This window comes from Paenibacillus salivarius, from assembly GCF_051307165.1.
Lineage (GTDB): Bacteria > Bacillota > Bacilli > Paenibacillales > Paenibacillaceae > Fontibacillus.
In genome coordinates, this window is the sequence record NZ_CP195592.1 from 1,151,695 (window position 1) to 1,165,224 (window position 13,530).

A 13,530-nucleotide genomic window follows, 5' to 3' on the forward strand; every position below is an offset into this window, starting at 1 on the left:
CCATGGCTGAACTGAATTTGAAACAAATTGCGGATAAATTAAATAATGAATTTACGGGAGAAACCCGGAAACTGGTGTTCTGGTACGATGACCAAGGAGAGTTTGCCGAGGATATTGATACCCTTGAGCTGCAAAATGCCAAAGTGTATCGTTTGGAACCGGACAACCAGTTCTATACGAAATACTTTCTGGAGCGGTTGGATCGGACGACAAATTACCTCATCTATGCTCCGTTTCCGAAGCCGCCTGTAAGGGACAATCATTTGGCTGATACGGTCAAGTATTCGAAACAGTTTTATGCTGATCGTGCCTCCTTGCTCGCTGTTGATCTGGGCATCGATGAGAAGTACAAGCCGATCATCCAGAAATATATCAAATTTTTCGGAGCTAAAGACCGCACCCGGCGCTTCTATGACCTCGAGATTGAAAATTTCACAGAGGATGTCATCGAGATCGCCTTGATGAGCGCCTGTTGTAAAACCCGGACCGTTTCTTTTGAAGAAGTGTTTCGGGTTGTGCTTACGGATGATGATCTGGAGCAGAACAAGTTTTTGGCCGAGTTTGATAAATACGATCTTCTGCCCGCTTTTTGGCAGCTATGTGAACAACAATTCGGTTACACCGATTCGGATCCTAGCTTGGAAAAGCTGGTCCATACGTTATTCATAACATATACGGATCGATATATGGAAGGAGAGCTGCCTAAGGCTTGGGTAAGCCAGGTTTCCTATAAGTCCGGCAACATCATTGCTTTCCTGGACAATTTGATGAATAGTGTGCTTTATCGAGAACGCTATCGTGAGCTTTCCGGTCAGGTCGCCGAAGCCCTTCGGGTGGAAGAAAAGTTTGCTTCATTAGATCCGGAGGTGCTGGTTGACTGTGAAACCTTCGCATTCATTGATCGGTTTCTTATCCGTTGGATTGGAGAACGTTTATTGTCTGAAGACTCTGGTGCGAAGCTGGGCAGTCTGACGATTCCGCAGCTATGCGAGCAGCGAATGAAAATGCACTTCGGCGATATTTATAAACTGCATTATGAACTATTGATTCAGGCCTGGCATCTGATTGGGCATGCGAACTACAATTGTTCAAATGATGTCCACGAAATCATGAATCAATATCTTCGACACGATCATCGGTTGGATTCTTATTATCGTTGTTTCTACGCTTGTTATGATCGGATTGAAGACAACGTAGAATTCGAAGCGTTGCGTGATTTGGTGGAGAACATCTACAGCAACGAGTACTTAGGCACCCTTCTTCCCAAGTGGAATGCAGGTTGGTCTCAAGGAGAACTGATGTCCGTTCTTCCATTGCAGCGCCAGTTCTACTCTAAATATATTCGGGATGCGAAAGATCGGGTTGTTGTGATCATATCCGACGCGATGCGCTATGAAACGGGTCGGGCGCTGTGGAGTAAATTGCAGGATGATAAGAAATGTACGGCAGAGATGGCAGCCATGTTGAGTGTACTTCCCTCATATACCCGACTGGGAATGGCGTCGCTCCTTCCTCATAAAACACTTGAGATCACCGAGGATTACCGTGTATTGGTAGATGGCGCAACATGCGACGATTTGAAGCAGAGGGAAGCTGTTCTGCAAAAGGTTAACCGGAATAGCCGCTGTGTCCAGTATGATGATCTCAGGTCTATGAAACGGGATGCCGTACGCCAGCTGTTTGCCGGCATGGATGTGATCTACGTATATCACAATCAGATCGATGCACGAGGAGATAAGCTGAATACGGAGAATGAAGTGTTTTTTGCTTGTGAAGAAGCCATTGATGAGGTATTTGGATTAATCAAAAGATTAACAGAAGATGTTAGCGCCACGAATTTTATCGTTACCGCAGATCACGGATTTATATACAAGCGGGACAAGCTGCAGGAAAGCGATAAGATTGCGGGTGTTTCTGGCAAAGAGTCATTCGTGAACCGCAGGTTCATGATTTCGAAGAACGCCGTTCAGGAAGACGGAATCGCTTCCGTGCCGCTGAGCATGATCCTTGGCCATGAGGATCCAAAGTTTGTTTCTGTTCCGGTCAGTTCCCATGTATTCAAAGTAGCCGGCGGCGGTCAGAACTATGTTCATGGCGGGTCTTCGCCGCAGGAGATGATTGTTCCGGTAATTCAAGTCAAGACTGAAAAGGGGCATAAGGAAACCCGCCCTGTTCAGATTATGCTCGTCAGCATGGTGCAAAAGATTACAAATTTGATTACCACGCTGGATTTTATTCAATCGGATCCGGTCAGCGATGTCGTAAAAGGAATGAGCTACAAAATCTATTTTGTATCCGAGGACAATGAGAAAATATCGAACGAGAACACTTATGTTGCGGATAGCAAAGATACCGAACCGCATAAGCGGATGTTCCGTCTGCGTTTTAATTTCAAAAACCAGCTTTATGACAAGTCAAAGCCATATTATCTCATCGCGGTGGATGATAAAAATGTAGAAGTGCTTCGGCATCCCGTAGTGATGGATGTTGCGTTTGCGAATGATTTTGGATTTAATGTGTGAGGCAGGGGATCAAGATGAATGAAATTTCTGGCCGATTAGAAGGTGATTCGGGGCTTATCGATAAGTTGAACACTTACTTTGCCGGCAAAATTGTCCGTAAAGATTTAACCAAGAAGATCAAAGAAGGCGCCAACGTTCCGGTATATGTACTGGAATACTTGCTCGGCATGTACTGCTCCTCCATGGATGAGGAGGAGATTGAAGCCGGTGTTCGCAATGTGAAGAGCATTTTGGCGGAGAATTATGTTCGCCCAGATGAAGCACAGAAAATCATTTCAAAACTGCGGGAAAAGGGAAGTTACACGGTGATCGATAAAGTATCCGTCAAGTTGAATTACAAGAATGACGTATACGAAGCCGAATTTTCCAATCTCGGGATTGGAAACGTACCGATTGGGGAGAAATATGTCTCTCAGTATGAGCGCCTTCTTGCAGGTGGAATCTGGTGCATAGTTCAGATGGAGTATTTCTATGACGAAGCGGATAAGAACCGCTGCCCGTTCATCATTCGAAAGCTTGATCCGATTCAAATGCCAAGTCTGGATTTGGAAGAAGTTAAGGCAGCGAGAAGCTATTTTACGGATGAAGAATGGATTGATGTGCTCCTGAGAAGTACCGGCATGGAACCATCCCAGTTCACGAAACGGGTGAAATGGCTGCATTTGGCCAGACTCGTTCCGATGATCGAGAACAACTATAACCTGTGTGAACTAGGACCAAGAAGTACGGGCAAGTCCCACATCTATAAGGAAATCAGTCCGAACAGCATCTTGGTCTCCGGGGGTCAGACGACGGTAGCGAATTTGTTCTACAATATGGGGAACAAGACGGTGGGTCTGGTCGGGTTATGGGATTGTGTCGCTTTTGACGAGGTGGCGGGAATCAAATTCAAGGATCAGGATGGAATTCAGATCATGAAGGATTACATGGCGTCCGGTTCGTTTGCCCGCGGCAAAGAAGAAAAAAATGCGTATGCCTCGATGACTTTTGTCGGCAATATTAATCAAAGTGTAGACGTGATCCTGAAAACATCTCATTTATTTGATCCGTTTCCGGCTGCTATGGCGAATGACACCGCATTCCTTGACCGGATGCATTGCTACATTCCAGGGTGGGAAATCCCGAAATATCGGCCGGAGTTTTTTACGAACGATTATGGCTTTATTACGGACTATTTCGCGGAAATGATGCGGGAACTGCGCAAAATATCTTATGGCGATGCATTTGATAAGTACTTCAAACTGGGCAACAATTTGAACCAACGCGATGTTATTGCCGTAAGGAAGACCGTTTCCGGTTTGATCAAACTGGTCCATCCCGACGGACGTTTTACGAAAGAAAATGTGGAGGAGATACTCCGATTTGCGCTGGAAATGCGCCGTCGGGTGAAGGAACAGTTGAAGAAGATCGGTGGAATGGAGTTCTATGACGTGAACTTCTCCTATATCGATCAGGAAACATTTAATGAAGAATACGTCTCCGTTCCCGAGCAGGGAGGCGGCAAGCTGATTCCGGAAGGGATGAATAAACCGGGACATGTCTATACCGTGTCGCACGGCAAGTCCGGGATGATTGGCGTGTATAAACTGGAGACACAGATGACGGCGGGAACCGGAAAATTTGAAAAGACCGGGATCGGTTCCGATCGGGAAGCAAGAGAAGCTGTGGATACTGCTTACCGATATCTGAAAGCGAATGGACGAAATATCAGCGGATTATTGAGTACAACAACGAAAGATTACCTGATGCATGTTCAGGATCTGAACGGCATTGGCATGACCAAATATCTTACTTTACCTGCAGTTGTCGCTATCTGTTCTGTTGCTCTGAACAAGCCGATACTTAGCAGTACCGTTATTCTCGGCGATTTAAGCATCGGCGGCACGATCATCAAGGTAGAGGAGCTCGCCAATACGCTCCAGGTCTGCCTAGACAGCGGCGCTAAAAAAGTACTGGTTCCTATTACGTCGGCTGTTGATCTCGGAACTGTCCCCTCGGAGCTGATCGGCTGCTTTAATATTATTTTTTACCAAACGGCTGAAGATGCGGTGTTTAAGGCTTTAGGGGTGGAGTAAATGGAGAAGTTGGAGCGTCTATTGACTGAGCTTGAATACGGTTTAGCTTATACTATTACCTTTGTTGAATTTGACGGTCGCGAGAAATGTTTTGATTTGTGGTTCGAAAAAGAAGATACGGCTTATTGTTTGCAGGAGATCTATATAGAAAACGGGATACCAGAAGAACTTGGCGAGATTTGTAGGTATCATAAAGCTGGGGTCATTAGGAAGTTGACGGAGTTTGCGGAGTGTGAGCGGTTTGTGATCAGGGAGTGGAATTCTTAGAGTCAAAGAGGTAGGGAGAAAAGTTTATGCATAATCGTCCGAATATTGGGGACATTTTACTGGTAAAGCCTATTGATGGAAAAGTAGTACCGGCACTCTGCATAAAAGCTGAACTTGACGGATTAACACTGCTGCAGATTAGAACTTTTACTGAAAGGGATAAGCAAGAAGAGGATATCAAACAAAAGAAACTCAAAAAAATGAAGAAGTTCCAAATAGATCGGAGCCGAAAGCCTTCACCTCAAAACTCCAATTATCTATACATCGGTAAACCGAAAGGATTAATGACGGAATCGGTTGTCTTGTTACGAAAATTTATACACATCAAACAGAATCAAATCATTAAGAAACTTGCTCAAGTGTCGACCGACTTGGCCAGGGATTGTTTGAACCAAGCTCAAAAATTGAGACACTCGAGTGAGTACCACCAAGAACTGCATAGAATTAAAAAGCATATTGAACTAGCTAAGTTTAATAACGAAAGATATGAGCACTTGGAAAATAGGCTAGGTGAAATACTACAATTTCTCGGTTATGAACAAAAAGTGTCAACTAATGACAAGGCGTTTTTGAATTATCGGGAGGTTCCGACAGAGGGTTACATAAAGGTGTACCATGGCGGAAGGTAATAATTTCATATCATATCACCGAGCATATTAGAAGCAAGGAACAGCCGCTGCCTTATATAAGGAGCGGCTATTTTTAGTGCGCCACGCATGGTGCGTAGCTAGGCGGTGAAAGTCCGCTATGGGGGCTGGCAGTTGCCAACCATTAGCCAAGAGCAAGGGTGTCCATCGTGAGGTGGAATCTGAAGGAAGCTGGAGGCAAAGTCCCGGCCTGAGGAACACGAATCGCATCAGGCATCCAAAGTGGGATGAGTCTGCTAAACAAGACGAAATCCAATAAACTGCACGGACACGCGGATGTAAATGCGGCGGGTATACGGGATGAAAGTTACGCGTCTTACCGTGGGAGGTCTCATGGACGTGAGGAGATGAATTTCAAATCATGGTTGAAACAAGATTTATCATGAGAAGTCAGCAGACGCCATAGTACCTCGGTTAGTCGACAACTTGAGGGAAGGGCTGAACCTAAGGAGGTGTGGGTTAATGAATGGTACCGAAACAGGAGTCAAGTGCAGCCAACTTCGAAGAGAAGGCTCGACGCAAAACGTACATGCGGAACATGGAGAATATGCGGGAGCGCACAGTCCTGAGCGGATACCTGAAACCGACAGCACCGACGCAACCGAGTCGAAGGACGAGTTGCTTGAGAAAATCGTTAGCAGAGACAACATGAACGAAGCGTTCAAGCGGGTCAAAACTAACAAAGGATCTCACGGAATCGACGGGATGGGAGTAGATGAACTTCTACAATATCTCCGAGAGAACGGAGAAACCATCAAGGAATCCATTCTGGACGGAACCTACCGTCCGAATCCTGTTCGAAGGGTAGAAATCCCGAAAGAGAACGGAAAGAAGAGAAACCTGGGAATTCCTACGGTTGTTGACCGAGTTATCCAACAGGCGATCGCTCAAGTGCTTACCCCGATCTACGAAAAACAGTTTTCGGAGAACAGTTTCGGATTCCGACCCAAGAGAAGCGCACATAACGCTATTCAGAGAAGCCAATCAAACATCGAAGAAGGGTACAAATACGTGGTCGATATGGACTTGGAGAAATTCTTTGACACCGTTAACCAAAGCAAATTGGTGGAAGTCTTATCCCGAACCATTAAAGACGGGCGGGTCATCTCGCTCATCCACAAGTACCTGAAAGCCGGCGTTGTCGTGAAGCACCGCTTCGAGGATACGGAAATCGGCGTACCGCAAGGGGGCAATCTGAGTCCAATTCTCAGCAACATTATGCTGAACGAACTGGACAAGGAACTGGAAAGCCGCGGGCACCGCTTCGTGCGCTATGCGGACGATCTCCTGATCTTCAGCAAAAGCAAAAGGAGCGCGGAACGGACACTGGAGAACATTCTTCCCTTCATTGAAAAGAAGTTGTTTCTCAAAGTGAACCGGGAAAAGACAGTGGTGGACGAGGCGTGGAAGGTTAAATTTCTTGGGTTCTCCTTCTACAAAAGGAAAGGAGAGACACGAGTCCGCATTCATCCGAAATCCGCTGCCAAGATGAAAGCCAAAGTAAAGGAGCTCACGTCCAGAAGCAACGGGATGGGAAATGAAGAACGAGCCGAAAAGCTTAGACGCTACATCATGGGGTGGATCAACTACTACAAAATAGCGGATATGAAAAGTATGCTCCAATCCACGGATGAATGGATGAGAAGGCGGATTCGCATGATCTTCTGGAAGCAGTGGAAACGAGTGAGGACGAAATTCGAGAAACTGCAATCGCTCGGAATCCAAGGACAGAAAGCATGGGAATACGCAAACACGAGAAAGGGCTACTGGAGAATCTCCAATAGCCCCGTCCTCTCGAAGTCCCTCGGAAATAACACCCTCAAGGGCTTAGGATTTCTCTTCTTCTCGGATTATTATCGACAAGTAACTGCGTAAACTTAGGAACCGCCGTATACCGAACGGTACGTACGGTGGTGTGGGAGGTCGGCTACTCAATTAATGGGTAGCCTCCTACCCGATTAATAATTATCAACAGGAACATACGTTCGCTGACAATTTGCCGTCAGGCTAGAAAGTTATATTAAGACTAACTTTATAGTACAAATTATGGGTAAAAAAGAAGGATAAAATAAGCTATCATAGAATAGTAAAATATACACAAAACAACAAGTCTAAAGTACTACATATAAGCTTTTAGGAGATTACGACTAACCCGACAATTAGAGACTGGGGGATCACCATGGGTTTAATGATTAAATATACTTCGCCGAACACGCAGATATGCGCGATGTGCCAACATTGGAATGGTCCCCGCGGTGGCGATTACGTACAACCTCGGGTTGGAATGCGTAATGCGATGCAGTACGATGATCTAGAAGTTAAGATTTGTTATCAAAAATCGTCTGAGAGAAGAGCGTGGAATAGCTGTACGAGTTGGCAAAGACGTTACTAAATTAAAATCTCAAGTCTCACTTACTGATTCTGAATTCGTTAGCTAATTAATAGAGTTCTTAATACGCTAGGAGCACCGGCGGTTCATGCCAGAACCGCCGGTGCTTTTTTGAGGGGGAGGGAACGTATATTCGCTGACAATCTAGTGCCATTACAATCCGTCATAATGGAGAAAAGAAAACGAGAGGGGGATCTAAAATGGAACAACAACCGATCTTTATCGCTATTACAGGAACACAACACTATTTTGGTACAGCTTTTTTAAGACCCGGTCAGATTGTCCATTTGATCAAAGAGCCGGATAACTCACATGATCATGAAGCCATTAAAGTGGATATCGTACCCATTGGAAAAATCGGCTATGTCGCTAACAGTACACATACCGTGCCGAGAGGTTGTTGGAGTGCCGGCCGGATATATGATACTTTCGAACATCACATTTGCGGATGTGTGCGATTTGTAATAAAAGATACAGCGATTGTTGAACTGGTTCCAGGGATAGAAGAATTGTATGTGATTAAGGCTACAACAGACGGCTCGTTTTCAACTTGTTAAGATCCCTCAGTATCCTCATATATGGATTTGAGAACGTGCATTCGCTGACAACATCACGTCGCTTCAGAATGCAATAATCGAATTAAATATTTCAATTTATAGGAGGTTCTCTTGATGAATGTTTTGCTTAAAAGAGTTCAAACCATGTTTTTTGCATTTATCTTGCTATCACTCTTTTCAGTACTAATCGGCTGCACAGCGGAAACCCCGGTGGTAGTCAACCAAGATCAAGATTCGAATACATCTTCCACAAATGAAAAAGAAACTTCCCATGAACAAACCGCTGCTCCTGAGGATACTACCTTCGCGATTGGAGAAAAAATAGCACTTGGTGATAACGTTTTAACTGTTAATGGCTTCGCTAGATCACAAGGAGACAATGAATTTGATACTCCCAAAGAGGGACACGAGTACATTATCGTAGAAGTTACCATTGAAAATGGTGGGTCAGAGACTATATCATATAATCCCTTCGATTTCACCATGCAGAATAGCCAGGGGCAAATCCTGGACGGAGCATTCACCTTGACTGAGCAAGATAAGCAACTAAGCTCAGGTGAGTTGGCACCAAAAGGAAAGGTCAACGGTGTGCTAGTTTTCGAGCAACCTAAAGGGGACACGGGTCTTCAGTTAATTTACCAACCCAACTTTTGGAATGATGGAAAAATAAAGATTGAAATAAAATAGTGCGAAAAGCGAAGTTCTCCCTATAACCGTCCTAGCATATACGTAGAAGCGTTATAGTGATTATCAACAGAAATCGGGTTTGCAAAACAATCTATCGATGTTTCAAAATGGAAATCAATAGGGGATCGTGAGATGAAGGAACAAAATGAAAAGCGGAGGAACGTAAGAGAACTTACCACTTTAAGTGGTCGTTAGATAGTTCATTTCGTTCCGCCGCGGTGAAGGCAGCAATGGATTTACGGGATCAAGTTCGACAAAAACGCGAAGAGCAGTTGGACCGAGTATCAAGCTATTTGGACAAAAACGTTTATAAAACAAATTGATGACTTAATTGAGCGCCGCGGCAAGTATGAACGGGAAAATGAGGAAAATCGTAATGGTGCCTTAATTAATCAAGTAATTGACGTGGAAATGCGTAAGGAGCGGAGATTAGCTTTAGTTCAAAGACAAAAGAATATTGGAATGAAACCACCAAAACGTATTGTCCAACTGGAGGTTATACCAAGAGGGATATCCCAAGGACTGATTTCCGTAGATTACAAGGACATGATCCAGGACTACGAACGACAAAATGGACGGGCAAATATAAAGGCATTTCACCCATACTCACTTGTTGACTTTTATAGTGAAAGATTTAACGGGGAACCACGATTTATCATCATTTCCGATGATGAAATGTATTGGCCATCCGAAGAATACACCGAAGATTTGAAAGAGATAGAAGATCGGACTTATATTTATGTTGTGAAAGACGGTACTGTGAAAGAAGAGAGAAAACTAACAGATTTACCGACGTTTATTCAAATATGAGGCATAATCTACTATAACGATTATAGATAAAGCCAAATAACACGTAACTTTTCGTTTCCTGACATCTCACGTTGGGGAACTTTTTTATTATTGTAAGTTAGCAGGATTTTGTTGGATATTGACGAAGACACAGGAAGTGGGAACTATTTCGAAGATAAAAAATTCACTACGAAGAACATATGTTTCCTGACATAGATATGTCCTTCCATTAGTTTATACTTCAAGGGGACAGCAGTTGAGAGGAGATGTTTTCATTGCAAACAGTAGAGCTGCATGAGGAAATTCTTAAATCTAAGGGCTGGGCCTACCAATTCGATTTGTCTGTTTTAGCCAACCCTAATGAAGACGCCATTAACGAGCACATTCGAAATGTATATTTATCAGCACTCCAAGCTCTATCCAAGCAGAAATCGAAAAAATTATTAAAGGGTCCATTTTATATTTGGATCTGTCAGAAAAAGCTTTTAGGAGATCACAATCAATTTGTAGATGGTTTTGCATTAATTGTAACCCCTTTCTATAAAGAAGTGGTTGGAAGAGATGTGGACCCGATTGTGGAGATCATGTGGCAGCATAAAGGATATTTTCGAATGGAATCTGCATTCCCGATCTTAGAAGGTGCTGTTCCCCTTTGTGTGTTTGAAGATGGCCAGGCAATTCCTATTGAGTTGGATGCAACGTTGTTGTCCAGGTTGAATGACACGTTTGAAGAACATCAATATATGCTTTCGCTGGTGAATCCGGGAATGACGTTAAGATCTAATCCTTACGAATAATCCGTATATAGGGAGAGAGCTTAAATGGCTGAGGGCATCTGCATTTCAAGAAAACTTGGAGCGTTGAATTTTTTAAAAGGAGAAGACGATGAAGGACGTTTTTTCACGACTATTTCGGGTGTTAAATAGCAGCAGTGGCCAACCCCACGAGGATTTTTTGACTGAAGTGTTCGCCGAACTTCTCTGTGATCAGGAGACGATGGTTGATTTTCTCGGAAAAGTATTAGAAATTCCGGTGCAGAAAGTGGAGCATTCATCCATTACAACACAAGTTACTTTTCCGGCTTTGCCCAATCATCAGATGGATAGCCGCCCGGATATGGTAATACGATTTTATGAAGGACAGAAACCATATGTTTTGTTCATCGAGAGCAAGCTAGGCTCTCTTGAAGGAACAGATCAGCTATCTAGATATGTGGACCACCTCAGCGTACTCACAAATCAAGGAACGAAATGTTATTTGTTTTATTTAACTCAATATTCTGATGAAAAGGATGCATCGCTCGTATTAGCGAGTCACAAAAACATAGTTTTCAGGCAGATGCGGTGGTTTCAAATTTTCAAGTGGATTAAGCAGTTGGAATCGAATAATATCTATGCGTCCAAAGTTTTAGATTATATGGAGGAGATCGGATTGGAAGATAATCGACAGTTCACGCCTGTTGACGTATATGCTATTCAAAATATGAATCGGCTACAACGTATGATGGACGAGTGCCTGGACGGAGTAGTAGACGGTGTGATGACCAAACATTTCGGTAAGGCGTTTCAGCAAAGCAACCGTCATACCCAGTTAAAGTATATGGAACGGTATGTTAAAGCTAGCGAGCAGGAGGGCCGAGCCACCGAGGTGGTTGTTGGTTTTTATTTAACAGATCATGATTATCCCAATGTTTCCGTTGTTTATGAATTCTGTTCACGACGCTGCCCAAAAAATACCGAAGTTGTAGCTGCCATGCATAATTTTATTTCAACGCATACGGATTGGGAAACATTCGAATTAAATAGTGATGATGTTGAATGGAAAGGAATTTCCTGTAGTCGTAGATTAGTTGATTTTCTTCATTACGAAGATCATATAAACGAGATTCAGAAGTTTTTCCTGGAAAAATTAAATGAGCTTCATGAGATCAAAGTAAAAAATCCAGATTTATACTGGAAATAATTGTTTCGAAAAAGAAAAGTAGAAGTATAAGGAGCCATTCCTGTAATGAAGTAATTTGCCCTTTGAAAAGAAAAAGCGCCTCCTGTATGCTGGGTCTCGGAATGGTCGACATTCACTGCCCTAATTGAAGGAGGACGCTCTATATGAAGTATAAGCTGAAACAGAAGCAGAATCAATGGATTACACGAATTACCGAATCGACACTAGTTGTCGGCGCAGACATCGCAAAGAAGACTCACATAGCACGTGCGGTGGACTTCCGCGGAATCGAGCTTGGGAAAGACTGTGTATTCCATAACGATCAGGAGGGGCTGACAAAGCTGTCAATGTGGATGAAGGAACTCGGGCAAACACATGGCAAGACGGACATTGTGTTTGGCATCGAGCCTACCGGACATTACTGGTTTCCGCTCGCAGCATTTCTTCAAGATCGAGGCATCCAGGTAGTTGTCGTCAATCCATATCATGTCAACAAGACGAAAGAACTTGAGGATAATTCGCAGACGAAAAGCGACTATAAAGACGCTAAAGTCATCGCGGATCTTATTCGAAACGGGAAGTATTCAGAGCCGAAACTACCGACGAAAGAATACGCGGATTTACGCATCCTGATGAACTTGCGGGAGAAGGTGGCCGCTAGCCTGGCGCAAGTGAAAGGCCGCATCGGCAATTGGTTTGACCGGTTCTTTCCGGAGTACGCCAGCGTCTTTAAGAATTGGGACGGTAAAGCGTCGCTCATGACGATGAAGGCGTTTCCGCTGCCAGAAGAGATCGTCTCCAAGGGGGCCAGAGACGTCCTGGCTCACTGGAAGACAGAGGTGAAGCGTGGCGTGGGTATCAAGCATTAACCGGCATTTCAGCCATCAGACGCATTGCCCAAGCTTCGAATAACAGGGTGAAGTGCGAAAGAGGCCGGGCCCACTTCGCATACACCTGCGTAACCTTATTACAGGAGGTGCATTTTACTCGCGGCATTCTTGCGTGCATGAAGGTTTTCCAATCCCAGAAGTCCAAGTGGCGCCAGTGTTTGATGGCGCTGTCGTAAGCTTTACACTCGGCACCGCACTCTGGACATGCAAAGATTGCCCCCCGCTCAAAATCCAGGTGCAAGTGCCAGGCTTGATCCTGATCATCAAACTCTATATGTGTGAGCTCCCATGGTTTTCCAATCGCAAAGCCACTTTGAACATATCCATAATCAAGTTTTCATCACTGCTTAACGAGGTCCACATCGCCAATCCGCTCCTAGTAACGTAATACTGAGCAGTATTGACTATTTTTCTATAATTCAGACTTTAAGCCACAAAGTATAGCGACGAAGCTTTTTTCTTCTCTCCATGAATTATTAATTCAAGAATATTTACGGAAACATTGGCAATAACCTTCTCTCCTTCAACAAATGAAAAAGGAATGTATCGTTCGCTCCAGAACCCTTTTTGATACCAATTTTCAAAGCTTAAACCAAAAGTGTCGGCAGCAAGTTCGAAAAAACTTTTTCGAAGTGGTTCATTGTTTTTCAGATCCTTCGTAAATATCAATTCCTGCATTGGTATTCTCCCTCTTCATCCTCAAAAGTGACTGTCTGTATCTTAGTGGTATGATCCCGTATTTACTAGGTAGAATATGATTATAGTC

12 protein-coding genes and 1 pseudogene are annotated in these 13,530 nt (G+C 43.9%); 11 read left to right on the forward strand and 2 right to left on the reverse strand.

Going from position 1 to position 13,530, the window contains the following annotated elements; genetic code table 11:
• The first annotated feature begins 2 nt into the window (after positions 1-2).
• From pglZ to ACSFXJ_RS05235, 11 genes and pseudogenes are all read left to right on the forward strand, one after another.
• Positions 3-2,522: a BREX-1 system phosphatase PglZ type A gene (gene pglZ / locus ACSFXJ_RS05185; protein WP_435924146.1), complete on the forward strand. Its 2,520-nt coding sequence runs from the start codon at positions 3-5 to the stop codon at positions 2,520-2,522.
• Between the two features lie 14 nt (positions 2,523-2,536).
• A complete protein-coding gene (brxL, locus tag ACSFXJ_RS05190) occupies positions 2,537-4,597 on the forward strand; it encodes a protease Lon-related BREX system protein BrxL (protein ID WP_435924147.1) in 2,061 nt (686 codons plus the stop codon).
• Positions 4,598-4,864: a hypothetical protein gene (locus tag ACSFXJ_RS05195; RefSeq protein WP_435924148.1), complete on the forward strand. Its 267-nt coding sequence runs from the start codon at positions 4,598-4,600 to the stop codon at positions 4,862-4,864.
• A gap of 26 nt (positions 4,865-4,890) precedes the next feature.
• On the forward strand, positions 4,891-5,493 hold the full coding sequence (locus tag ACSFXJ_RS05200) for a hypothetical protein (protein ID WP_435924149.1): 603 nt from the start codon (positions 4,891-4,893) through the stop codon (positions 5,491-5,493).
• 480 nt (positions 5,494-5,973) lie between these two features.
• Positions 5,974-7,386, forward strand: coding sequence for a group II intron reverse transcriptase/maturase (gene ltrA / locus ACSFXJ_RS05205; RefSeq protein ID WP_059040563.1), 1,413 nt, complete (start codon positions 5,974-5,976; stop codon positions 7,384-7,386).
• Between the two features lie 714 nt (positions 7,387-8,100).
• Entirely contained in the window at positions 8,101-8,457 is a 357-nt protein-coding gene (locus tag ACSFXJ_RS05210) for an HIRAN domain-containing protein (RefSeq protein WP_435924150.1), read from the forward strand.
• A gap of 114 nt (positions 8,458-8,571) precedes the next feature.
• Complete coding sequence (locus ACSFXJ_RS05215) at positions 8,572-9,144, forward strand: DUF4352 domain-containing protein (RefSeq protein ID WP_435924151.1); 573 nt, start codon at positions 8,572-8,574, stop codon at positions 9,142-9,144.
• 462 nt (positions 9,145-9,606) lie between these two features.
• Positions 9,607-9,954: a hypothetical protein gene (locus tag ACSFXJ_RS05220; protein ID WP_435924152.1), complete on the forward strand. Its 348-nt coding sequence runs from the start codon at positions 9,607-9,609 to the stop codon at positions 9,952-9,954.
• Between the two features lie 254 nt (positions 9,955-10,208).
• Positions 10,209-10,730 carry a hypothetical protein gene (locus ACSFXJ_RS05225; RefSeq protein ID WP_435924153.1) on the forward strand — a complete coding sequence of 174 codons (522 nt, stop codon included), beginning with the start codon at positions 10,209-10,211 and terminating at the stop codon, positions 10,728-10,730.
• Positions 10,731-10,818: 88 nt separating this feature from the next.
• The gene (locus ACSFXJ_RS05230) at positions 10,819-11,895 is read left to right on the forward strand and encodes a PD-(D/E)XK nuclease family protein (RefSeq protein ID WP_435924154.1); all 1,077 of its coding nucleotides are present in this window, start codon (positions 10,819-10,821) and stop codon (positions 11,893-11,895) included.
• Positions 11,896-12,038: 143 nt separating this feature from the next.
• A pseudogene (locus ACSFXJ_RS05235) lies at positions 12,039-12,737 on the forward strand (IS110 family transposase); the annotation flags it as partial.
• On the opposite strand, the gene ACSFXJ_RS05240 reads toward ACSFXJ_RS05235, so the two are convergent.
• A complete protein-coding gene (locus ACSFXJ_RS05240; RefSeq protein WP_435924155.1) occupies positions 12,733-13,005 on the reverse strand; it encodes a transposase family protein in 273 nt (90 codons plus the stop codon). The pseudogene ACSFXJ_RS05235 and the gene ACSFXJ_RS05240 overlap by 5 nt on opposite strands.
• 185 nt (positions 13,006-13,190) lie before the next feature.
• On the reverse strand, positions 13,191-13,442 hold the full coding sequence (locus ACSFXJ_RS05245; protein WP_435924156.1) for a hypothetical protein: 252 nt from the start codon (positions 13,440-13,442) through the stop codon (positions 13,191-13,193).
• Between the last annotated feature and the right edge of the window lie 88 nt (positions 13,443-13,530).

Bases quoted from the DNA above. Each gene is read 5' to 3' on its own strand.
- ACSFXJ_RS05230 (WP_435924154.1), top strand. From the start codon at position 10,819: ATGAAGGACGTTTTTTCACGACTATTTCGGGTGTTAAATAGCAGCAGT.
- ACSFXJ_RS05195 (WP_435924148.1), top strand. From the start codon at position 4,598: ATGGAGAAGTTGGAGCGTCTATTGACTGAGCTTGAATACGGTTTAGCT.
- ACSFXJ_RS05245 (WP_435924156.1), bottom strand. From the start codon at position 13,442: ATGCAGGAATTGATATTTACGAAGGATCTGAAAAACAATGAACCACTT.
- brxL (WP_435924147.1), top strand. From the start codon at position 2,537: ATGAATGAAATTTCTGGCCGATTAGAAGGTGATTCGGGGCTTATCGAT.
- ACSFXJ_RS05200 (WP_435924149.1), top strand. From the start codon at position 4,891: ATGCATAATCGTCCGAATATTGGGGACATTTTACTGGTAAAGCCTATT.
- ltrA (WP_059040563.1), top strand. From the start codon at position 5,974: ATGAATGGTACCGAAACAGGAGTCAAGTGCAGCCAACTTCGAAGAGAA.
- ACSFXJ_RS05210 (WP_435924150.1), top strand. From the start codon at position 8,101: ATGGAACAACAACCGATCTTTATCGCTATTACAGGAACACAACACTAT.
- ACSFXJ_RS05215 (WP_435924151.1), top strand. From the start codon at position 8,572: ATGAATGTTTTGCTTAAAAGAGTTCAAACCATGTTTTTTGCATTTATC.
- pglZ (WP_435924146.1), top strand. From the start codon at position 3: ATGGCTGAACTGAATTTGAAACAAATTGCGGATAAATTAAATAATGAA.
- ACSFXJ_RS05220 (WP_435924152.1), top strand. From the start codon at position 9,607: ATGAAACCACCAAAACGTATTGTCCAACTGGAGGTTATACCAAGAGGG.